Genomic DNA, 22268 nt, shown 5'->3' with positions numbered 1-22268 from the left:
ATGACACGTCGTTTCTGGGTCACAGGAGCCAGCCACGGAGTTGGGCTGGCGTTGGTGGGACAGTTGCTCGCATCGGGGCATCAGGTTGCCGCCAGTGGCAGGGATAGCCAGGAACTGGACACACTGGGCCAACAGCACGGCGCACGCCTGCTGCGCCTTCCCGCTCCCTTGCCGGAAGCCAGCCAACGGCTTCTGGCGAAATGGGGCGCACTCGACAGCCTGATCATCAACGCCGGCACCTGCGACTACCTGCCAGATGCTGTAGCGGATGGGGAGGTGTTCGAGCAGATCATCAGCAGCAACCTGCTGGCCACGCAGCAGTGCCTGGCCGGCGCCCTGCCACTGCTGGCCAAGGGCGAGAAACCACAGGTCATGGCCATCCTCAGTCGCTACTCGGCGTTGCAGCTGTTCGAGCCGAACCAGCCGCTCAGTGGCGGCAACAGCCTGCCGAAGTGGTTGAGCGAGCAACGCAACTCCTTGCACGCGCTGGGCATCGACCTGACCGTGGTGGCGCCTCAATCGCTGAAAAACCCGGTGAGCTCGGTGCAGGCCATTCCGGAGCCCTGGACGGCGCAAAGCGCGGCGCAGGAGTTGCTGGCACGCCTGGATCAGCGCCAACCCGAGCTGGTACTGGAGGTGCTCAACCCAGGCGAACTCTGGCCACTGCCGAAGAGCAGCTGACTGCAGGCTTCAAGGCAGGAAGCGCTGCACGCTGCCGGATTGGTTCCACAACAGCGGCAGGACTTTCTGCAGGTTGCCTGGCTCGCCACTGCTCCAGAACGCCGTCGGCTGCGCCGGCCCGTCGCCGAGCAGCCCGCGAGCATCCAGCAGACGTTGCAGTTGGCGCGCCACGGCAGCGCCGGTGTCGATGATCGCCACATCCGCCGGCACCATCTCGGCCAGCATGGGCCGTAGGAACGGATAGTGGGTGCAACCCAGGATCAGGGTGTCGCAGCCGGCCGCCAGCAACGGTTTCACATAACCCGACAGCAACTGGCGCAGTTGCTCGCTGACCAGGTCCCCCGCCTCAATACGCTCGACCAGCCCAGGGCAAGGTTGGGTGATTACCCGCACGTCATTGGCGAAGCGGTCGAGCAAGGCAGCGAACTTGGCGCTTTGCAGGGTACCGGTGGTGGCCAGCACGCCGACCACGCCGGAACGGGTTGCCGCGGCCGCCGGCTTGACCGCCGGCTCCATCCCCACCAACGGCCAGTCCGGGTAAAGCTCGCGCAGGTCGGCCACCGCCGCCACCGTAGCCGTGTTGCAGGCCAGGACCAGCGCCTTGGCGCCCTGCTCATGGAAAAAACCGGCGATTAGTCGCAGGCGCTGGCGAATGTAGTCCGGCGACTTCTCGCCATAGGGCACATGGCCGCTGTCGGCCAGATAGAGCAACGACTCGTTGGGCAGCAGGCGCTGGATCTCGGCCAGCACCGACAAACCGCCAACGCCGGAGTCCATCACGCCCACCGGCGCCGAACGCTCAGCCATGGCGATTGCCACACACGGCACAGGCGGGGTCGCGCTTGACCCGCAATTCGCGCATGCGGGTGCTCAGGGCGTCGATCAGCAGCAGGCGGCCGATCAGCGGCTCGCCGAAACCGGCCAGCAACTTCAGCGCTTCCAGTGCCTGCAGGCTGCCGACCAGCCCCACCAGCGGGCCGATTACCCCGGCCTCGCTGCAGGTCAGCTCGGCCTCGCTGCCATGGCCATACAGGCAGTGATAGCAGGGGCTGGTGTCGCGGCGGGTGTCGAACACCGACAACTGGCCCTCAAGGCGGATCGCCGCGCCGCTGACCAACGGTTTGCCCGCAACCACGCAGGCAGCATTGACCGCCTCGCGGGTGCCGAAGTTGTCGGAGCAGTCGAGCACCACATCGACCGCCGCCACTGCGGCGGCCAGCGAATCCTCATCCAGTGCCCGACGATGGGCGACCAGGCTGATCTCCGGGTTGATCGCCTGCAAACGCCTGATGGCCGAATCGACCTTGCTCATGCCGACGCTGTCGCTGTCGTGGATCACCTGGCGTTGCAGGTTGGTCAGGTCGACGGTGTCGAAATCGGCCAGATGCAGCCCGCCGACACCTGCCGCGGCAAGGTACAGCGCCACCGGCGAGCCCAGCCCGCCGAGGCCGATGACCAGGGCCTTGCCGTGTTTCAGGCGCAACTGCCCATCGATATCCACCTGCGACAGCAGGATCTGCCGGCTGTAGCGCAACAGCTCCTGGTCGCTCAGCATGACAGGCGCCCCAGGCTGATACGTTCGTGGCCGCCCAGGTCGACACGGCTGGCGACATCGATGAAGCCCGCCGCTGCCAACAGGTCGCGTACAGCAGGCGCCTGGTCATAGCCGTGCTCGAGCAGCAGCCAACCACCGGGCTGCAGGTGTGCCGGGGCCTGGGCGACGATCACCCGCAGGTCGTCCAGCCCGTCTTCGCCGGCCACCAGGGCACTGCTGGGCTCGAAGCGCACGTCACCAGCCACCAGGTGCGGATCGGCGGCGCGGATATAGGGCGGGTTGCTGAGAATCATGTCGAAACGCTCACCCACAAGGGCATCGAACCAGTGGCTGGCGCGCACCTGGACATTGCCCAGGCCCAGGCGCTCGCGGTTGCGCTCGGCCAAGGCCACGGCCTCGTCGATGCGGTCCACCGCCGTGACCTGCCACGCCGGGCACTCACTGGCCAGGGCCAGGGCGATGGCCCCGGTGCCGGTGCCCAGGTCGAGGACCCGGGCAGGTGTGGGCGGCACGAGTTCGAGGGCGGTTTCCACCAGCAACTCGGTGTCCGGACGCGGAATCAGCGTGTGTGGCGCGACTTCCAGATCCAGTTTCCAGAACCCCTGCTGGCCGAGGATATAGGCCACCGGCTCACCGGCGCGACGCCGCTCGAGGTAGTCGGCGAACACCTGCGCCGCCTCGCTGCTGACGATGCGCTCGGGCCAGGTGTGCAGGAAGCTGCGCGACTTGCCCAAGGCCGCAGCCAGGAGCAACTCGGCGTCCAGCCGTTCGGTCGGCGAGTCCGGCAACTGCGCGTTGCGCAGCAGGCTGGCGATGATGGTCATTCAATCCCCCAGGGCGGCCAGCTGATCGGCCTGGTATTCGGCCAGCAACGGCTCGATCACGGCCTCCACGCCACCGGCGAGGATATCGTCCAGGGAGTAGAGCGTGAGGTTGATACGGTGGTCGGTGACCCGGCCCTGTGGATAGTTGTAGGTGCGGATGCGCTCGGAACGGTCACCCGAACCCACCAGCAGCTTGCGTTCGCTGGCGATGGCGTTCTGTGCGGCGCTGGTCTGCATGTCGTTCAGCTTGGCCGACAGCCAGGACATGGCGCGGGCACGGTTCTTGTGCTGCGAACGCTCTTCCTGGCACTCGACCACGATGCCGGTGGGCAAGTGGGTGATGCGGATCGCCGAGTCGGTCTTGTTGACGTGCTGGCCGCCGGCGCCGGAGGCGCGATAGGTGTCCACGCGCAGGTCAGCCGGGTTGATCTCGATCGCCACCTGCTCATCTGGTTCGGGCAGCACCGCCACGGTGCAGGCGGAGGTGTGGATGCGGCCCTGCGATTCGGTTTCCGGGACTCGCTGCACACGGTGCGCGCCGGACTCGAACTTGAGCTTGCCGTAGACGCTGTCGCCTTCGACCCGGGCGATGATCTCCTTGTAGCCGCCGTGCTCGCCTTCGTTCTCGGAGAGGATCTCCAGGCGCCAGCCGCGTTTCTCGGCGTAGCGCGAGTACATGCGGAACAGGTCGCCGGAGAAGATCGCCGCCTCGTCGCCGCCGGTGCCGGCGCGGATCTCGAGGAACACGTTGCGCCCGTCGTTGGGGTCCTTGGGCAGCAGCATGCGCTGTAGTTGCGACTCCAGGCCCACCAGTTGCTCTTTCGCTTCCCGCACTTCTTCGACCGCCATTTCGCGCAGGTCGGGGTCGGCGTCCTTGAGCAGCGCCTGGGCGCCTTCGAGGTCGTCCTGGACCTTGCGCCAGCCTTGATAGCAGGCGATCACCGGCTCGACTTCGGCGTACTCGCGGGAGTAGGCGCGAAAACGCGTCTGGTCGGAAATGACTTCGGCGTCACCGAGCAGCGCGGTGAGTTCCTCGAAGCGATCCTGGAGCGTGTCCAGTTTGTTCAGCAGCGACGCTTTCATTGCGGGGATTTGTCCGTCGAGCCCTCGTGGAGGGCGAAGAGTTCCTGGGCCATGGCCAGCGCATCGAGGCGGCCTTCGGCGGAGAGCTTTTTCAGTTGCACGCTGGGGGCGTGCAGGAGCTTGTTGGTCAGGCCCCGGGCCAGCTGCATCAGCACGTCCTCGGGATTGCCGCCATTGGCCAACAGGCGCTGGGCTTTTTGCAGTTCTTCGTCGCGCAGGCGCTCGCTCTGCTGGCGGTAGGCCTTGAGCACATCCACCGCTGCCAGTTCGCGCAGGCGCACCATGAAATCGTCGGCGCCGGCCGAGACCAGTTCTTCGGCGGCCTGGGCCGCGCCCTGGCGGCTCTTGAGGTTTTCCGCGACGACTTCGTGCAGGTCGTCGACGGTATAGAGGTAGACGTCGTCCAACTCGCCCACCTGCGGCTCGATGTCACGCGGCACGGCGATGTCGACCATGAAGATCGGCTTGTGCCGGCGCTGCTTCAGCGCGCTTTCCACCGCACCCTTGCCGAGAATCGGCAACTGGCTGGCGGTGGAACTGATGACGATGTCGCTGTTGGCCAGTTCCTGCGGGATGTCCGATAGCAGCACGGCATGGGCGCCGAACTGCTCGGCGAGAATGCTGGCGCGCTCGAGGGTGCGGTTGGCCACGACGATCCGACGCACGCCCTGCTCGTGCAGGTGACGGGCGACCAGGGTGATGGTCTCACCGGCGCCGATCAGCAGCGCCTGGCTGCGGCCCAGGTCGGAGAAGATCTGCCTGGCCAGACTGACCGCGGCGAACGCCACCGAGACCGGGTTTTCGCCGATGGCGGTGTCGGTGCGCACCTGCTTGGCGGCGCTGAAGGTGGCCTGGAACAGGCGCCCCAGCAGCGGCCCGACGGTGCCGGCCTCGCGGGCCACGGCGTAGGCTGACTTCATCTGGCCGAGGATCTGCGGTTCGCCGAGTACCAGCGAATCGAGGCCGGAGGCCACGCGCATCATGTGCCGGACCGCATCGTGCTCTTCATGGACGTAGGCGCTGGCACGCAGTTCGTCGAGGCTCAGCTGGTGGTAGTCGGCCAGCCATTGCAGCACGGCGTCGGCGGCGAGGTGGTCCTGCTCTATATAGAGTTCGCTGCGGTTGCAGGTGGACAGGATCGCCGCCTCGCGGCTGGCGGTCAGTCGGCAGAGCTGCTGCAGGGCGTCGACCAGCTGCTCGGGCGTAAACGCCACGCGCTCGCGTACGTCTACCGAGGCAGTCTTATGGTTGATACCAAGTGCAAGAAAGGCCATGCAAGGTCGCTGGTTGGGACGTGAAGCCGATAATTGTCCTACTTCGCAGGTTTTAGAACAACCACCGTTCGCTATTGTGGCGATGCGGCGTGCCTATCGCTCCACACCGCCACCCATCCCTGCCGTTGCCATTGCCGATCTGGAGTCTAGCGCCATACCCAGCTAGCGACAGCTGCGCCAGTCCAGGCGCCGCCCGTACTTTCGCGACTTCAGGAGGCCGAACGCAGGCCTAGCGAAGGGAGGTGACGGGCATGGATGCCCATCAAGCGCTGCGCAAGAACTCCGCTCGGCCTCCTGAAGTCGCAATTGGCGTTGCCTGAACTACCGCGCGCTCAGAAGCAAAAACAAGGGCAAGGGCAAGGGCAGGATGCCTTGGGCTGGTTGCGAACCACCGCCCCGGCGCATTGTCCCTATACTCCGAAGCACCGCTTCACACCACGACCTTCGCAGGTGGGTTTGCCATCGCGCTTGTGTCATCATGCTCCGACCGCCGGTTTAGCCTCTTTAATAAGCCTCTATGAACAAATCCTACGCATTGCTGCTTGCCCTCGCCCTGCTTCAAGGCTGCCAGAGCCTGGCCCCGAAGACGGACGCCCAGTCGCCCGCCACCGATGCCGGCAAGAGCGCGGAAAAGCCCGTGGTGTATGGATCGTTCAAGCAAGACACCCTGTACAGCCTGCTGGTGGCTGAGCTGGCCGGCCAGCGCAACCGCTTCGACATTGCCCTGGCCAACTACGTCGACCAGGCCGAAAAGACCCAGGACCCGGCCGTCTCCGAGCGTGCCTATCGCATCGCCGAATACCTCGGCGCCGACGAACCGGCCCTGGACTCCGCGCTAATCTGGGCCCGCAACGATCCGCAGAATCTCGACGCCCAGCGCGCCGCGGCCATCCAGCTGGCCCGCGCCGGACGCTACGACGAATCCATGACCTACATGGAAAAGGTACTGCAGGGCCAGGGCGACACCCATTTCGACTTCCTCGCCCTGGCGGCGGCCGAGACCGACCAGAACACCCGTGATGGCCTGATGCAGAGCTTCGACCGCCTGCTGGTGAAATACCCCGACAACGGCCAGCTGGTGTTCGGCAAGGCCCTGCTGCTCAATCAGGACGACAAGCCGCAACAAGCCCTCGACCTGCTCGAAGCCCACCCGCCGCAGAACGGCGAGATCGCCCCGGTGCTGCTGCGCGCCCGCCTGCTGCAGGCCCTGGACCGTGGCCCAGAGGCCCTGCCGCTGCTGCGTGGGGCGATCCGCGACAACCCCGAGGACAAGCGCCTGCGCCTGACCTACGCCCGCACCCTGGTCGAGCAGGACCGCATCGACGACGCCAAGGCCGAGTTCGAGAGCCTGCTGCAGCAGTACCCCGAAGACGACGAGATCCGCTACTCGCTGGCCCTGGTATGCCTGGAGACCAAGCACTGGGACGAAGCCGAGGGTTACCTGCAGGAACTGGTCGAACGTGACGCCAACGTCGACGCCGCCCACCTCAACCTGGGCCGCATCCGCGAAGAACGCAGCCAGCCGGCAGCCGCCCTGCGCGAATACGCCCTGGTCGGCCCCGGCCCGGACTACCTGCCAGCGCAACTGCGCCAGGCCGATATCCTCATCGCCAACGGTCGCAGCGCCGAAGCCTCGCGGATACTCGCCGAAGCCCGCGAAGCCCAGCCGGACTACGCCATCCAGCTGTACCTGATCGAAGCCGAAAGCCTGGGCAACAACGGCAAGGAGGCCCAGGCCGGACAAGTGCTGGAGCAAGCGATCAAGCGCTACCCGGACGACCTCAACCTGCTCTACACCCGCGCCATGCTCGCCGAGAAGCGCAACGACCTGGCGCAGATGGAGAAAGACCTGCGCGCCATCCTGGCCCGCGAGCCGGAAAACGCCATGGCCCTCAACGCCCTGGGCTACACCCTGGCCGACCGCACCACCCGCTACAGCGAGGCCAAGGCGCTGATCGACAAGGCGCACCAGCTCACCCCAGACGACCCCGCGGTGCTCGACAGCCTGGGCTGGGTGGCCTATCGCATGGGCAACCTCGAGGAAGCCGAACGCCAGCTGCGCCTGGCCTTCGAGCGCTTCCCCGACCACGAAGTCGCCGCCCACCTGGGCGAAGTCCTCTGGGCCAACGGCAAGCGCCGCGAAGCCCGCCAAGTCTGGGCCAAGGGCTTCGAAGCCCAGGCCGACAGCCCCATCCTGCGCAAGACCTTGCTGCGCCTGACCGGATCCGAGAGCCTTTAAACCATGTTCCTGCGTCATTGCATCACCTTCACCCTTATCGCCCTGCTCGCCGGTTGCGCCGGCTTCGGCAGCAAGGAAGCCGTACAGGGCCAGGGCAACCCGCAGCTGTGGCGCGAGCACAAACAGCAGCTCGGCAGCCTCGACGGCTGGCAGATCAACGGCAAGGTCGGCATCCGCGCCCCGCGCGACTCCGGCAGCGGCACGCTGTTCTGGCTGCAACGCCAGGACTACTACGACATCCGCCTGGCCGGCCCCCTGGGCCGCGGCGCGGCGCGCCTGACCGGGCGCCCCGGCGGCGTGGTGCTGGAAGTGGCCAACCAGGGCCGCTACGAGGCCGCCAACCCCGAGGCGCTGCTGGAGGAACAACTGGGCTGGCGCCTGCCGGTATCGCACCTGGTCTGGTGGGTGCGAGGCCTGCCCGCCCCGGACAGCAAGAGCCAGCTGACTCTCGACGGCGACAGCCGCCTGGCCAGCCTTCACCAGGATGGCTGGCAGGTCGAGTACCTGAGCTATGTGGAGCAGAACGGCTACTGGCTGCCCGAGCGCCTCAAGCTGCACGGCGAGAACATCGACGTGACCCTGGTGGTCAAGGACTGGCAGCCACGCCAGCTGGGGCATTAATACAATGCACAAGCTGACCCTGCCCGCCCCGGCCAAGCTCAACCTGTGGCTGCACATCACCGGCCGCCGCGCCGACGGCTACCACGAGCTGGAAACCGTGTTCCAGTTCCTCGAGCACGGCGACGAGCTGAGCTTCGCCCTGCGCGAGGACGGCCAGATCCGCCTGCAGACTGAAATTGAAGGCGTGCCCCACGACAGCAACCTGATCGTCCGCGCCGCGCGCCTGCTGCAGGCACAGTCCGGCACGCCGCTCGGCGCTGACATCTGGCTACACAAGGTGTTGCCCATGGGCGGCGGCATCGGTGGCGGCAGCTCGGACGCTGCTACCACCCTGCTGGCGCTCGCGCACCTGTGGCAGCTGGACTGGGACGAAGACCGCCTGGCCAGCCTGGGCCTGTCGCTCGGCGCCGATGTGCCGGTGTTTGTCCGGGGCCATGCGGCCTTCGCCCAGGGTGTTGGCGAGCAACTGACCCCGGTCGACCCCGAGGAACCTTGGTATGTCGTGCTGGTGCCGCAAGTGTCTGTCAGCACAGCGGAAATTTTTTCGCATCCGGAGTTGACACGTGATTCCCTCCCCCTTAAGATGCGCCCCGTTCCCGAGGGAAACAGTCGAAATGACTGCCAACCGGTAGTAGAGCAACGGTATCCTGAAGTTCGCAATGCGCTGATTTCACTGGGTAAATTCACCGAAGCACGAATGACCGGCACTGGAAGTTGTGTGTTTGGGGCCTTCCCAAGCAAAGCCGAAGCTGATAAAGTTCTGGCCCTTCTTTCAGAGACCCAAACAGGGTTTGTGGCGAAAGGAAGCAATGTTTCGATGTTGCATCGCAAGCTGCAAGTTCTGATCAAGAAGTCGAGTTCATAAGAATTCGCAGCAACAGATACAGGGGCGTCGCCAAGCGGTAAGGCAGCAGGTTTTGATCCTGCCATGCGTTGGTTCGAATCCAGCCGCCCCTGCCATTTCTTATACTCATCCAGGTTACCCTCAGCCTTCAGGTACTGCGCGTGTCCAAGATGATGGTCTTCACGGGGAATGCCAACCCCGATCTGGCTCGGCGTGTTGTACGTCAGCTGCATATTCCACTGGGTGATGTTTCTGTCGGTAAATTCTCCGATGGCGAAATCAGTGCTGAAATCAATGAAAATGTCCGCGGTAAAGACGTCTTCATCATTCAGCCCACCTGTGCTCCAACCAACGACAATCTGATGGAACTGGTCGTGATGGCAGATGCCTTCCGCCGCTCCTCAGCGTCGCGAATCACCGCCGTGATTCCCTACTTCGGATACGCCCGCCAGGACCGCCGTCCGCGTTCGGCACGTGTAGCCATCAGCGCCAAAGTCGTCGCTGACATGCTCACTGTCGTGGGTATCGACCGTGTACTCACCGTCGACCTGCACGCTGACCAGATCCAGGGTTTCTTCGATATCCCCGTCGACAACATCTACGGCTCGCCCGTACTGGTCGACGACATCGAAGACCAGCGTTTCGAGAACCTGATGATCGTTTCCCCGGACATCGGCGGTGTGGTGCGTGCTCGCGCCGTCGCCAAGTCCCTGGGTGTCGATCTCGGGATCATCGACAAGCGCCGCGAAAAGGCTAACCACTCCGAGGTGATGCACATCATCGGCGACGTCGAAGGACGCACCTGCATCCTGGTAGACGACATGGTCGACACCGCCGGCACCCTGTGCCATGCGGCCAAGGCCCTGAAAGAACACGGTGCCGCCAAGGTCTACGCCTACTGCACGCACCCTGTCCTGTCGGGCCGCGCGATCGAGAACATCGAGAAGTCGGTACTGGACGAGCTGGTGGTGACCAACACCGTGCCGCTGTCCGCCGCTGCTCAAGCCTGTGACCGTATCCGCCAGCTGGATATCGCACCGGTTGTTGCTGAAGCGGTACGCCGCATCAGCAACGAAGAATCGATCAGCGCGATGTTCCGCTAAACGGATCACTCGCTGACGAAAAGCGCCCCGCCCCAACACTGGTTGTTGGGGCGGGGCTTTTTTGCCATCCCCGTCTGGCGCTGGTCGCAAACGCCTTTCGGGAGGCTAATTTGGAGAAACAAAATGACTGACTTCATCCTGAACGCCCAAGCGCGTACTGACCTGGGGAAAGGTGCGAGCCGCCGCCTGCGTCACTCCGCCAGCATCCCTGCCGTTGTCTACGGTGGCAATAAAGAAGCCCAATCCCTGACCATCGTGGCCAAGGAAATTGCCAAGCTGTTCGAAAACGAAGCTGCCTTCAGCCACGTGATCGAACTGAACGTCGACGGCGCCAAGCAGAACGTCGTGGTCAAGGCCATGCAGCGTCACCCGGCCAAAGGCTTCATCATGCACGCCGACTTCGTTCGCGTCGTTGCTGGCCAGAAGCTGACCGCCAAGGTTCCAGTTCACTTCGTCGGTGAAGAAGCCCCGATCAAGAAAGGCGGCGAGATCTCGCACGTCGTTTCCGAGATCGAAGTGTCCTGCGAAGCCAAGGATCTGCCTGAGTTCATCGAAGTCGACCTGTCCAAGGCCGAAGTCGGCACCATCATCCACCTGTCGGACCTGAAAGCTCCGAAAGGCGTAGAGTTCGTTGCTCTGGCCCACGGTGATGACAAAGCTGTTGCCAACGTCCACGCCCCGCGCGTTGCCGCTGAAGCTGCTGAAGGCGCTGCCGAGTAATCCACTCGCACGCCGGCGTTGATCGGGTTACAGTGCCGCGCGCACCGTAACCCACCAACTCCAAGGAAGAGCCCCTGACGTGACCGCCATCCAGTTGATCGTCGGCCTGGGTAACCCCGGCCCCGAATACGAACAGACCCGGCATAACGCAGGGGCTCTTTTCGTTGAACGCCTCGCCAGCGCCCAGCGCGTTTCGCTGTCCGCTGACAAAAAGTATTTCGGCCTGACGGCTAAGTTCAGCCATCAGGGCAACGATGTTCGCCTGTTGATCCCCACCACCTACATGAACCGTAGCGGCCAGTCCGTGGCGGCTCTGGCCAATTTCTTCCGCATCAAGCCGGAAGCGATCCTGGTGGCCCACGACGAACTCGACCTGCCTCCCGGCGTCGCCAAGCTCAAGAGAGGCGGCGGCCACGGTGGGCACAACGGCCTGCGCGACATCATCGCGCAGCTCGGCAACCAGAACGACTTCCACCGCCTGCGGCTCGGCATCGGCCACCCGGGCGACGCCAAACTGGTCTCCAACTTCGTCCTGGGCCGGGCGCCACGCGCCGAGCAGGAGAAGCTCGACGCCAGCATCGATTTTGCCCTCGGCGTGATGCCCGACGTGCTGGCCGGCGACTTCGCCAAGGCCATGCGCGAACTGCACAGCCAGAAGGCCTGACACTTTACGAAAGGGGAATTCCCATGGGTTTCAATTGCGGCATCGTCGGCCTGCCCAACGTCGGCAAGTCCACCCTGTTCAACGCCCTGACCAAGTCCGGCATCGCGGCGGAGAACTTCCCCTTCTGCACCATCGAGCCGAACAGCGGCATCGTGCCGATGCCCGACGCGCGCCTCAACGCGCTGGCCGAGATCGTCAAGCCGAACCGCATCCTGCCGACCACCATGGAGTTCGTCGACATCGCCGGCCTGGTCGCCGGTGCCTCCAAGGGTGAAGGCCTGGGCAACAAGTTCCTCGCCAACATCCGCGAGACCGACGCTATCGCCCACGTGGTGCGCTGCTTCGAAGACGAGAACGTGATCCACGTCTCCAACAGCGTCGACCCCAAGCGCGACATCGAGATCATCGACCTCGAACTGATCTTCGCCGACCTCGACAGCTGCGAGAAGCAACTGCAGAAGGTCGCCCGCAACGCCAAGGGCGGCGACAAGGAAGCTCTGGCTCAGAAGGCCATCCTCGAGCAGCTCATCCCCCACTTCACCGAAGGCAAGCCTGCGCGCAGCCTGATGAAGAACATGAGCGCCGAAGACAAGGCGGTGATCCGCGGCTTCCACCTGCTGACCAGCAAGCCGGTCATGTACATCGCCAACGTCGCCGAAGACGGCTTCGACAACAACCCGCACCTGGATGTGGTCAAGGCCATTGCCGAGGAAGAAGGCGCGGTGGTGGTGCCGGTGTGCAACAAGATCGAAGCCGAGATCGCCGAGCTGGACGACGGTGAAGAGAAAGACATGTTCCTCGAGGCCCTGGGCCTGGAAGAGCCTGGCCTGAACCGCGTGATCCGCGCCGGTTACGAGTTGCTCAACCTGCAGACCTACTTCACCGCAGGCGTGCAGGAAGTGCGTGCCTGGACCGTACGCGTGGGCGCTACCGCCCCACAGGCGGCCGGCGTGATCCACACCGACTTCGAGAAAGGCTTCATCCGCGCCGAAGTGGTGGCCTACGACGACTTCATCCAGTTCAAGGGTGAGGGCGGCGCCAAGGAAGCCGGCAAATGGCGCCTTGAAGGCAAGGACTACATCGTCAAGGACGGTGACGTGATGCATTTCCGCTTCAACGTCTGATACCCCGCTCCTGAAAAAACCCGCTGCGGCGGGTTTTTTTTCGCCTACAGAAAAGCCCTACAACCCGCGCCCGTAAAGACCGACATGCATATCGGCAAATTTGCATGCCTAAATATTTCCCAAAATGCATTGACTGCATATGCATTGATGCATAGTCTATCCCTCGAGCCGGACAGCAACCGGTTGTGACACAGGCAGCGATGAACAGGCCTCGACTGTTCAGAGGGTTGGCAACTGGCCCGGGTGTGCAGCGTAAAGCACCACGATCAGTTTTCCGGCGGGCAGACGGCCGCGGTCGGAGTCATCAATTTGAAGCGCAGCCGCATGGCGTCACCAGTCGTGGCCAGCGGTTCGACAACGCATTACTGAAAAGCCTGCACGGCGGGCTTTTTGGAATGCCGAGCATCACTTCGGCGGTTCACCGAACTCTGTGGGAGCGGGCAATCCCCCCACGTACTCAACGATGAATTTCCCAGCCACCTCTCCCTGTACGGAGGCCTCCCCATGAACCAGTTGAAAGCACTCACCACCTACCTGCTCGAACGCAAGCTGGTGCCTGCCGGGCAACTGCACGCCTGGTCCCAGCAGCTGGACCTGCAACTGGCCTGGACGCAAACCGAACTGGGCCTGCACATGGGCAACCTGCGCTACCGCGCCCTGTTCGACTTCGACGACTTCAGCGGTCATCCCGGGCGCCTGATGGCACTCGCCGGCAGCTGGCTGGAAACCAACGACCCCGGGCGTCACCTGTTCGCCCTGCCGGCGCCGACCCTCGCCGTCAAGCAGAAGGTCCCGGGCAGCGACCTGCTCGATGTGTCGCTGGTCCTGGAGTTCGTCGAGCCCCTTTACCTGACCGAGGATGCGGCCGGCGAGATCGAGGTCTTCGGCAAGACCTGGTCATTCCAACCCTATGACCTGTGGGTCGCCGAGCAAGGCGAAGTCGCCCTGCAGGCCAGTCCCCTCCCCTGACCCATTACCCGGGCTGCGATGCCCGCCCCGCCCGCGACCTGATCGACAGGTCCTGGCACAACCCTTCAATCACCCCGCTAACGAGGCAACCTATGGCACTCGGTAAAATCAGCGTGAACAATCTCAACCTCGGCCAGGGTGCCGTGACCGAGATCGAGCGCTACTTCCTCTTCATCGGCCCCGCCGCCAAGAACGTCGGCAAGCTGTTGACCCTGAACACGGACAGCGACCTGGACAATGAGCTGGGCGTGGCCGCCAGCGACCTGAAGACCCAACTGATCGCTGCCCGGGCCAACGGCGGCGACCGCTGGGCCTGCCTGGCCGCGCCAATCGGCGCTGAGGGCGACTGGGCGAGCGCCCTGGAGTATGCCCAGCAACACGGCTACTCGGTCGAGGGCATCGTCATCACCAAGCCGGCGACCGCCGGCGCGGAACTGCTGGCCATGCACACCGCCGCCGAACAGCTGAACGCCCGCTACGGCCGGCGCTCGTTCGTCCTGGCCGCGTCCGCCGGCATCCTGCCGACCGTGACCTGGTCGGACTACCTGCTCGAGCAGAAGGCGCTCACCGGCGATGTCGCCGCGCCACGCGTCGTGGTAGTGCCGCAGCTGCACGGCAACGACCTGGGCGTGCTCGCCGGGCGCCTGGCAAACGCTGCCTGGAGCATCGCCGATACCCCGATGCGCGTCGCCAGTGGCCCTGTCCTGGGCCTGGGCGCGGTGCCCGCGGACAAGGACGGCGTGCCACTGCCATCGGCGGTGCGCAGCGAGCTGGACAAGGCACGCTTCTCCGTCTCGCAGACCTACCCGGACTACGAGGGCGTGTACTGGGGCGATGCCAACATGCTCGACACCGCCGCCAGCGACTTCCAGGTCCTGGAATACCTGCGCCTGGCCGACAAGGCAGCCCGCCAGGTCCGCCCGCTGCTGATCCGCCGCATCGGCGACCGCCGCCTGAACAACAGCCCCGCCAGCATGGCCGCCAACACCAGCGCGCTGATGGCGCCGCTGCGACGGATGGCCAAGGCGGTGAAATTCGCCGGCGAAGTGTTCCCCGGCGAAATCCAGCCGCCGCGCGACGGCGACCTGGTCATCGTCTGGAAAAGCCACACCCAGGTGGAAGTGTTCATCCGCATCCGCCCGCACAACTGCCCCAAGGACATCACCGCGAACATCGCGCTGGACCTTTCCCAGGACAACCAGGAGTAACCCATGGCCAAGATCAGTGGCTTGAACTTCGACATCAACGTGGGCGACCTGAAGATCCACGTTGAGAGCGCAACCCTCGACATCACCGACAACAGCGCCGTGGCGCACACCAAGGGCGTGCCGGACGGCTGGGTCGCCGGCGACGTGGCCGCCAGCGGCGAGCTGGAGGTGGATACCAGCAACTTCAACCTGATCATCGAAGCCGCCGCCAAGGCCGGCAGCTTCCGTCAGCTGGGAACCTTCGACCAGCTGTTCTATGCCAAGACCCCCACCGACGAGATCCGTGTCGAGGCCTTCGGCTGCCGCTTCAAGATCTCCAGCCTGCTCAACATCGACGCCAAGGGCGGCGAGAAGACCAAGCACAAGCTGCCGTTCGACGTCACCAGCCCGGACTTCATCCACGTCAACGGCGTGCCGTACCTGTCCTTCGCCGAGGTCGAGGGCCTGAGCTGATGGTGTGCCCATTCGACCGCGCCCAGGCCCTGGAACAGCTCAGGCGTGATCTGGCGATCGCCGCCGTCCGTGGCCGACGCGTGGCGACTGGGCCCAGCCTTACCCACTGCACGGACTGCGGCGACGAGATCGCCGAGGCGCGCCGCGCCCTGGGCGGCATGCGCCGCTGCATTCCCTGCCAACAGCTTCACGAGCGCGACCGCTGAACACAGCGCCCGCCACGTTCTTTTCCATTCCCGTATTCCAATGGAGTAGTACCCCCATGACCCAACGCACCGAAATCACCCTGGAAGTCGGCGACCTGTCCCTGGACTTCGCCATCGATCCGGCGCTGATGACCAAGTACATCAACGCCCTGACCCCCTCCAACAAGGTCGCCCCGGCCAACAACCTGCTGGTCACCGCCGTGAAGCCCGAGCATAAGGACCAGCTCAAGCCGCTGCTGGCCAACCCGATGACCGTGATCCAGCTGGCCGGTGCCCTGGTCGAGGAGTACGCCCCGACCGTGGAAGTCACCGTAAAAAAGCGCTCGGCCACGCAGAGCGACTGACCGAGGACGGCCTGGGCCAGCTGCTGGCCCTGGCCGAACGCTGGCTGCCCGGTGCCCCGTCCACACCCGAGAACCTGGGCACGGCCAAGTGGCTGGAGGACGAGCACTGGCGGCGAATGGAAATCGCCATCGCCAACGGCATCGCCCGTGCATTCAATGGAGGCTGACATCCCATGAGCGCTAACAACGCAATCAGCCGGCTGGATTTCATCCTGTCGCTGACCGACAAAGTCACCGCGCCGCTGGCGAGGATGACCCAAGGGTTCAACAATCTGACCGAAAAAAGCCAGGCCGCCATCAAGCAGATCAGCGAGGGCACGCAGAAGCTGCAAAGCTCCGCCAGCGGCTTCGGCACCTTCCTTGAACCCGCCCTGGAAATGAACCGTGCCCTTGGGGATGTACGCTCGCTCGGCGTGGCCGAGGACGCCTTGGAGGCCCTGAACAAGAAAGCCCTGATGTTCTCCATCGCCTATGGTGAGAACGCCCGCGACTTCGTCGCCTCGGCGTACAAGATCGAGGGCGCGATCAAAGGTCTGTCCGGCTCCCAGCTGGCCACGTTCACCTACGCCAGCAGCGTGCTGGCCAAGGCCACCAAGTCCGACCAGGGCGTGATGGCCGAGTATGTCGGCACGATGTACAACCTGCAGAAGCAGCAGGCCGACGCCATGGGCAAGGGCCAGTGGGTCAAGATCCTGGGCGGGCAGACCGCCCTGGCGGTCCAGCTGTTCCGCACCAGCGGCGAACAGATGAAGGATGGCTTCAAGGAGGCCGGCGCCCAGGCCTCCGCCGCCGGCATCGGTCTGGCCGAGCAAATGGCCGTGATCGGCAGCCTGTCCGGCAGCATGGACGGCAGCGCGGCCGGCGGGCTTTACAAGGCCTTCTTCGAGAACATCGAGGACGCCTCGGACAAGCTCGGCATGAAGTTCACCGACACCAATGGCAAGGTCCTGCCGATGCTGGACATCCTGGCCAAGCTGCAGGGCAAGTTCGGCGACCTGCGCGGTGCGGCGGCCAACGCCAAGATCACCGAGGCCTTCGGCGGTGAGGCGGCCCAGCTCATCGGCGCCCTGGCCCAGGACACCGACCGCCTGAAGAACGGCATCGACAAACTCGGCCAGGTACGCGGCCTGGAACAGGCCGAACATATGGCCAAGGCCATGGTCGACCCCTGGCAGCAGTTCGGGGCCGCGGTAAAAGGACTGCGCATCGCCTTCGGCCAGGCGCTGATTCCCATTCTGCAACCGCTGATGACACGCCTGGTCGAGATCGCCCAGACCCTGGTCCGCTGGATCAAGCTGTTTCCCAACATCACCCAGGTGATCGCCATCGCCACCCTGGCGATCCTTGGCACCAGCGCCGCGCTGACCGCGCTTGCAGTCCTGAGCGGACTGGCCCGGATCGCCATGCTGGGGGCACAGGCCGCCTGGGCCCTGCTCAACATGACCGGTTTGAAGAGCATCTTCATGTTCCTCCGGCACGCCTTGGTGCTGTCGATCTTCCTGACAAGCCTGATCGCCATGTACGCCTGGATGGGGATCGTGAGGCTCGCCACCCTTGCCTGGCAAGGCGCACTCTGGCTGGTGAACGCCGCACTCCTGGCGAACCCGATCATCCTCATCATCGCGGGCATCATCGCGTTGGTCGCTGCCGTGGTCCTGGTCATTGCCTACTGGGACGAGCTCAAGGCCGCGTTCCTGGACAGTGCCGCCTTCCAGTGGGTCCGCTCACAGCTGGACGCACTGAGCAAGTGGTTCACCGACATGGGGGGCTGGACCGGCATGGCCAAGGCCGCCTGGGACGGCATCGTCAAGATCTTCCGCAGTTCGCTCGACCTGGTGATCGAGTGGTTGAACAAGATCCCGGGCGTCAACATCGAGACCTCGTTCGCCGATCTGCCGGAAGCGCCCAAGGTGCCAGGACTTGCCAGCCAGGTCGCGCCGATCGGCGTACTGCCCATGAGCAACACGCAGCCACTGCTCAAGACCCTGATGCAGGTGCCATCAGCGGCCCCGCACACGGCTTCGATGGCACCCGCTGCCCTCGCCCCCAGCATGGCCAGCGCGCCGGTCGAGCAACTCGAGCAGCAGCGCCAGCGCATGACCCAGACCGCACTCAACCTCTCGCCGGCCAGCCCGACGAGCGTTCCCCAGGGAGGCCTGATGAACCAGATCCAGAACACCACCCAGACGCAAGACCGGCGCATGCATGTCGAGAAGGTGGAGATCAACACCAGCAAGGCCATGAACCCGCTGGAGCTGGAACAGATGATGGCAATGGCGGTGGGCTGATGAGTGACTACATCGACCTGCTGATCCACGACAACGACCTGGTCCTGGACCCCTCCCACCAACCGCTGCTGATCGAGGACCGGGCCAGCATCGCCCAGGACATCGCCCACATGATCCGCGACAGCGGCCTGCTGGTGACACTGGTGGCCGAGCGCAGCCGCCAGCGCCAGGCCGACTGCATCCTGCAACTGGAGCTGCTGGTGGAGGACGACGAGCGCCTGCTGCCGGGTACGGCCCGCGTCCTGGAAGAGCATCCGGGCCGCTACCTGGTCACGGCGAAAACCCTGAAATTCGGTGATATCGAGGTATACCTGTGAGCGACTTGGACTTTCGCAAGGTGCTGGCCGACGCCGGCATTCCCACCACTGAGGCGGCCCTGCACCAGGCCTGGGAGGCCGAAGTGGCCGCCCAGGGCAGCAAGCTCAGCAACACCAGCGCCTACTCGCCGTTCTGGCGCGTGGTGACGGCGCTGGTGACCAAGCCGGTGCTGTGGCTGGTCGGTTTCATCAGCGACACCGTGCTGCCCAACTTCTTCGTCAAGACGGCCAGCGGTGCCTGGCTGGACAGCCTGGCCTGGGCGGTGAACGTCGAGCGCAAGGGCGCGACCAAGGCCCAGGGGCAGCTGTTGTTCACCCGCGAAAACAGCGCCGGCGAGCTGCTGATGCGCGCCGGCGTCGCGGTGCAATCCGCCGCGATCAACGGCCACGTCTACCAGTTGGTGACGGTCGAGGATGCGCTGTTCCCCGACGGCCGCCTGCAACAGTCGGTCAAGGTCCAGGCGCACCAGGTCGGCAGCGGCTACAACCTGGCGCCCGGTTACTACGCCATCCTGCCCGAACCGGTGCCGGGGATTGTCCAGGTGGTCAACGACGACGGCTGGATGACCTCGCCCGGAGCCGACCCCGAGCCCGACGATCAGCTGCGCCTGCGCACCCGCAACCAGTTCAGCGCGGTCAACCAATGGCACACCGACGCGGTCTACCGCGCCATGATCGCCGCCTTCCCGGGGGTGCGCCCCGATGGCGTGTACTTCCTCCACGACGCACCGCGTGGTCCGGGCAGCGCCAACGCCTACGTGCTGTTCGACGCCGACGTGCCGGCGCAGGCGTATCTGGAGCAGATCAACGCCCATGTGCGCGACCAAGGCAACCACGGTCACGGCGACGACCTGCTGGTGATGGTCATGCCCGAGACCCGGCACGACATCGCGCTGACGGTCTGGCCACAGGCGAACCTGACGGTGAAGCGGCGCGAGGCATTGCAGCAAGGCATCACCCAGTTCATCCGCGCGGCGTTCCGCGAAAGCACGGCCAGCGACTATCGCCCGACCCTGACCTACCCACAGTCGCGGTTCTCCTTCAGCCGTCTGGCCGAGGAACTGCATCAGGCCTTCGCCGACATCGAGTCGCTGCATTTCGCCAGCGAGGACATCGTCTCGCAACTGAGCATCGCGCGCATCGCCAACCTGCGGGTGGACCTGGTATGAGCCCGCTGAAACTGCCGTTCTGGCTCGCCGGCACCGAACTGACCAAGCTCAAGGACGCCGCCCAGACCTGGTGGGCCAGGGTGACCGAGTGGCTGCGCTGGCCGCTGCTGCAGATGGACGCCGAGACCTGCCACCTCACCGTGCTGGACCTGCTCGCCTGGCAGCGCGACATCACCCGCTTCAAGGACGAACCGGAACGCCTGTACCGCCTGCGGGTGAAGTTCGCCTTCATCAACGCGGTCGATGCCGGCAGCACCGCGGGGCTCAAACGCATCCTGCGCCGGCTCGGCGTGGGCTATGTCGAGATCGACGAACGCCTGGCCGGCCGCGACTGGGACGTGGTCCTGCTGCGCCTTTCCGACTCGCAGCTGTCGGAGAACCCCGAGCTGCTGCGGGTACTGATCCAGCAGTACGGCCGGACCTGTCGCCGCTACGACTTCGTCAGCATCACCCCCGTCACCCTGCGCATTGCCGCAGCCCAATTCAACGACGACCAGCAGACGTTGGTCGCCACGCTTTAGGAGTCCGCCGTGGCCAGAATCACTTTCGCGGGCGAAAGCCTGATCGCCCAGAAGCAGGGGGCCAAAGAAGTCCTGCAGATCACCCGTTTCATCTACGCCAATGTGCCCGGGCTCGACCCGAACACGCCAATCGACCGCGCCGCGCCCAAGCCGCCAGCCAGCCAGATCGTGCACAGCTACGACATCCCGGCGGGCAACAGCGGCTACGTGAACCCCAACCAGGTCGTCTACAGCTCGATGCTGGGCAGCGACATCGGCGACTTCGACTGGAACTGGATGGGCCTGGAAAGCGCCGAGGGCGTGCTGTTCGCCGTGGCCTACCTGCCGCTGCAGCAGAAACGGCGCAACATCCCGCCGCTGCAGATCGGCAACAACGTCACCCGCAACATCCTGGTGGAATACAGCGGTGCCCAGGAACTGACCGGCATCACCATCGATGCCAGCACCTGGCAGCACGACTTCACCGTGCGCCTGAAAGGCATAGACGAGCGCGAGCGCCTGAGCAACCGCGATGTGTATGGGCGAGCGTGCTTCTTCGGCGACGGTTTGCAGTTCCAGAAGGTGGGTGACAAGTACCAGCTGGCCGCCGGCATCGCCTACCTGGAAGGCATGCGCCTGGAGCTGCCCAAGGCCGTGCCGCTGAGCCCGCCGCAAGGGGCGACCCAGGTGTGGATGCACATAACCTGGCGCCGCGAGCTGAACGATGTGATCCCCAGCTGGAAGGTGGTCTACCTGCCCGACCAGCAGGATTACGTCACGCCAGACGGCTGGGTCTACTGCATCCAGCTGGCGGACATCACCAGCGCCGGGGTCATCGCCGACAAGCGCAAGTCCGCCCCCATTGCCGGCCCGCTGGTGGAGCACTTCGCCAGCCGCAAGTCGGTTGCGGACCTCGAGGAGGGAGTGACCTCCGCCGGCAAGGCACGCCAGCTGGCCGAAGCGCGTCAGATCGCGTTGCAGGGCGATGTCGTTGGGCGCGTGGACTTCGACGGCTCCAGGAACGTGGCAATCCAGGCCACGCTTGCGGACATCGGCGTGGTGCCCGGGACTTACTCCAAAGTCACGATCAATGGCAAAGGCCAGGTCATCGGCAGCGAGGCACTGCTGCAGATCGACATCCCCAACCTGGACTGGAGCAAGATCACCAGCGGCAAACCAGCCACCCTGCAAGGGTACGGCATCACCGATGCCGTCAAACGCGGCGACTATGGATTAGCGACCAACTTCGCCTCCCTGAGCCCGGTCGACACGATCGGGCTGGCCGGCGGCTTTCACACAATAGCCGACGGCCCGACCTCGCTGGCGAACTATTGCAGCGTGCTCAACATGCCGTACTACTCCGAGAAGTTCTCGGCTCAGATCGCGATGAGCCAAGGAGGTCCTGGAGTGCGCATGTTTGCCCGCGCCACGACCAACCAGGGGCAATGGACCCCAACCGTCGAGGTGTTCCATACCGGAAACCTGACGCCCGGTGCCATCGTTCCGCCAGGGACGCTCGTCCAGACTTTCAGCCATGCGGCACCGACGGGGACGCTTCGCTGCAATGGCGCGGCCGTCAGCCGGACGACCTTCGCAGCGTTGTTCGCGGCAATCGGCACCTCTTTCGGAGCAGGCGACGGGGCGACTACGTTCAACCTGCCAGATACCCGTGGCCTGTTCATCCGTGATGTCGATGACGGCAAAGGCCTGGATCTTGGACGAACACCAGGCACGGTCCAGCAAAACCAGAACCAGTACCACGCCCACTCAGCATCCTCGGGCAGTGCCGGCTGGCACGCCCATGGCGGGAGCACCACCTCGGTCGCGGGTAGCCATACCCACGCCTTCAACTACGTGAATACGCCGACCACCCAGGATATCCCCGGGATCGGCGCGGCCATGCACCAGGCAGGCGTGAATTGGGCCGCCACCAACCGTATCCAAGCCGCCGGCGATCACAGCCATACCCTGAACATCGTTGGCGACGGCGTTCATGCTCACCCGGTCACGGTAGATCCCTCCGGCGGTAGCGAAGCACGCCCCGTGAACATGGCCCTGTACTACTACATCAAATACTGAGGT

Annotated in this window: 24 protein-coding genes and 1 tRNA gene; 20 read left to right on the top strand and 5 right to left on the bottom strand. The window is 64.8% G+C overall.

The genetic code is table 11. From position 1 onward, the window contains the following. Positions 1–681 carry an SDR family oxidoreductase gene (locus CC207_RS18775; RefSeq protein WP_028691140.1) on the top strand — a complete coding sequence of 227 codons (681 nt, stop codon included), beginning with the start codon at positions 1–3 and terminating at the stop codon, positions 679–681. Positions 682–690: 9 nt separating this feature from the next. On the opposite strand, the gene murI is transcribed toward CC207_RS18775, so the two are convergent. From murI to hemA, 5 genes are read right to left on the bottom strand one after another with little or no spacing between them, the layout of a single operon-like run. Beyond that, positions 691–1488: a glutamate racemase gene (murI, locus tag CC207_RS18770; RefSeq protein WP_028691141.1), complete on the bottom strand. Its 798-nt coding sequence runs from the start codon at positions 1486–1488 to the stop codon at positions 691–693. Further along, positions 1481–2236 carry a molybdopterin-synthase adenylyltransferase MoeB gene (locus tag CC207_RS18765; RefSeq protein ID WP_028691142.1) on the bottom strand — a complete coding sequence of 252 codons (756 nt, stop codon included), beginning with the start codon at positions 2234–2236 and terminating at the stop codon, positions 1481–1483. The genes murI and CC207_RS18765 overlap by 8 nt, the downstream gene beginning before the upstream one ends. Further along, entirely contained in the window at positions 2230–3060 is an 831-nt protein-coding gene (prmC, locus tag CC207_RS18760) for a peptide chain release factor N(5)-glutamine methyltransferase (RefSeq protein WP_028691143.1), read from the bottom strand. The genes CC207_RS18765 and prmC overlap by 7 nt, the downstream gene beginning before the upstream one ends. Then, the gene (prfA, locus tag CC207_RS18755; protein WP_028691144.1) at positions 3061–4143 is read right to left on the bottom strand and encodes a peptide chain release factor 1; all 1083 of its coding nucleotides are present in this window, start codon (positions 4141–4143) and stop codon (positions 3061–3063) included. After that, positions 4140–5417 (bottom strand): glutamyl-tRNA reductase, encoded by a 1278-nt coding sequence (hemA, locus tag CC207_RS18750; protein ID WP_062364645.1) that lies wholly within the window; start codon positions 5415–5417, stop codon positions 4140–4142. The genes prfA and hemA overlap by 4 nt, the downstream gene beginning before the upstream one ends. Positions 5418–5934: 517 nt before the next feature. Between hemA and CC207_RS18745 the strand changes: the two genes are divergently transcribed. The 19 genes from CC207_RS18745 to CC207_RS18660 all read left to right on the top strand — a co-directional run bounded on the left by CC207_RS18745 (position 5935) and on the right by CC207_RS18660 (position 22265). Further along, positions 5935–7656, top strand: coding sequence for a tetratricopeptide repeat protein (locus tag CC207_RS18745; RefSeq protein WP_062364647.1), 1722 nt, complete (start codon positions 5935–5937; stop codon positions 7654–7656). 3 nt (positions 7657–7659) lie between these two features. Beyond that, a complete protein-coding gene (gene lolB / locus CC207_RS18740) occupies positions 7660–8277 on the top strand; it encodes a lipoprotein insertase outer membrane protein LolB (RefSeq protein WP_028691147.1) in 618 nt (205 codons plus the stop codon). 4 nt (positions 8278–8281) lie between these two features. Next, complete coding sequence (ispE, locus tag CC207_RS18735) at positions 8282–9142, top strand: 4-(cytidine 5'-diphospho)-2-C-methyl-D-erythritol kinase (protein WP_088852560.1); 861 nt, start codon at positions 8282–8284, stop codon at positions 9140–9142. A gap of 20 nt (positions 9143–9162) precedes the next feature. After that, a tRNA-Gln gene (locus CC207_RS18730) sits at positions 9163–9237 on the top strand. A gap of 45 nt (positions 9238–9282) precedes the next feature. Next, positions 9283–10224 (top strand): ribose-phosphate pyrophosphokinase, encoded by a 942-nt coding sequence (locus CC207_RS18725; RefSeq protein ID WP_016391678.1) that lies wholly within the window; start codon positions 9283–9285, stop codon positions 10222–10224. Positions 10225–10347: 123 nt separating this feature from the next. Then, entirely contained in the window at positions 10348–10944 is a 597-nt protein-coding gene (locus CC207_RS18720) for a 50S ribosomal protein L25/general stress protein Ctc (protein ID WP_028691149.1), read from the top strand. Positions 10945–11023: 79 nt separating this feature from the next. Further along, on the top strand, positions 11024–11608 hold the full coding sequence (pth, locus tag CC207_RS18715; protein ID WP_023629555.1) for an aminoacyl-tRNA hydrolase: 585 nt from the start codon (positions 11024–11026) through the stop codon (positions 11606–11608). Between the two features lie 23 nt (positions 11609–11631). Next, complete coding sequence (gene ychF / locus CC207_RS18710; RefSeq protein WP_028691150.1) at positions 11632–12732, top strand: redox-regulated ATPase YchF; 1101 nt, start codon at positions 11632–11634, stop codon at positions 12730–12732. Positions 12733–13236: 504 nt separating this feature from the next. Further along, positions 13237–13701 carry a phage tail protein gene (locus tag CC207_RS18705; RefSeq protein ID WP_062364652.1) on the top strand — a complete coding sequence of 155 codons (465 nt, stop codon included), beginning with the start codon at positions 13237–13239 and terminating at the stop codon, positions 13699–13701. Positions 13702–13793: 92 nt separating this feature from the next. After that, the gene (locus CC207_RS18700) at positions 13794–14909 is read left to right on the top strand and encodes a DUF2586 domain-containing protein (protein WP_088852559.1); all 1116 of its coding nucleotides are present in this window, start codon (positions 13794–13796) and stop codon (positions 14907–14909) included. A 3-nt stretch (positions 14910–14912) separates the two neighbouring features. Further along, positions 14913–15362 (top strand): phage protein, encoded by a 450-nt coding sequence (locus CC207_RS18695; protein ID WP_046857144.1) that lies wholly within the window; start codon positions 14913–14915, stop codon positions 15360–15362. Beyond that, on the top strand, positions 15362–15568 hold the full coding sequence (locus CC207_RS18690; RefSeq protein WP_062364656.1) for a TraR/DksA C4-type zinc finger protein: 207 nt from the start codon (positions 15362–15364) through the stop codon (positions 15566–15568). The genes CC207_RS18695 and CC207_RS18690 overlap by 1 nt, the downstream gene beginning before the upstream one ends. Positions 15569–15624: 56 nt before the next feature. Further along, positions 15625–15912, top strand: coding sequence for a putative phage tail assembly chaperone (locus tag CC207_RS18685; RefSeq protein WP_050703720.1), 288 nt, complete (start codon positions 15625–15627; stop codon positions 15910–15912). Positions 15913–15932: 20 nt separating this feature from the next. Further along, positions 15933–16079, top strand: coding sequence for a hypothetical protein (locus CC207_RS28395; RefSeq protein WP_371263118.1), 147 nt, complete (start codon positions 15933–15935; stop codon positions 16077–16079). A gap of 6 nt (positions 16080–16085) precedes the next feature. Then, on the top strand, positions 16086–18200 hold the full coding sequence (locus CC207_RS18680; RefSeq protein ID WP_088852558.1) for a phage tail tape measure protein: 2115 nt from the start codon (positions 16086–16088) through the stop codon (positions 18198–18200). Next, positions 18200–18517: a DUF2590 family protein gene (locus CC207_RS18675; RefSeq protein WP_088852557.1), complete on the top strand. Its 318-nt coding sequence runs from the start codon at positions 18200–18202 to the stop codon at positions 18515–18517. Before CC207_RS18680 ends, CC207_RS18675 begins: the two co-directional genes overlap by 1 nt. Then, positions 18514–19686 (top strand): baseplate J/gp47 family protein, encoded by a 1173-nt coding sequence (locus tag CC207_RS18670; RefSeq protein WP_088852556.1) that lies wholly within the window; start codon positions 18514–18516, stop codon positions 19684–19686. Before CC207_RS18675 ends, CC207_RS18670 begins: the two co-directional genes overlap by 4 nt. Continuing rightward, on the top strand, positions 19683–20207 hold the full coding sequence (locus tag CC207_RS18665) for a phage tail protein (RefSeq protein WP_088852555.1): 525 nt from the start codon (positions 19683–19685) through the stop codon (positions 20205–20207). Before CC207_RS18670 ends, CC207_RS18665 begins: the two co-directional genes overlap by 4 nt. A gap of 9 nt (positions 20208–20216) precedes the next feature. Further along, positions 20217–22265 (top strand): phage tail protein, encoded by a 2049-nt coding sequence (locus CC207_RS18660; protein ID WP_088852554.1) that lies wholly within the window; start codon positions 20217–20219, stop codon positions 22263–22265. Positions 22266–22268 lie beyond the last annotated feature (3 nt).

Origin of the sequence: Pseudomonas sp. DrBHI1, assembly GCF_002205115.1 — a bacterium.
GTDB classification, from domain to species: Bacteria; Pseudomonadota; Gammaproteobacteria; order Pseudomonadales; family Pseudomonadaceae; genus Aquipseudomonas; species Aquipseudomonas mosselii.
Note: the sequence above shows the minus strand (reverse complement) of the source record. Positions and strands in the feature narration are given on the sequence as shown.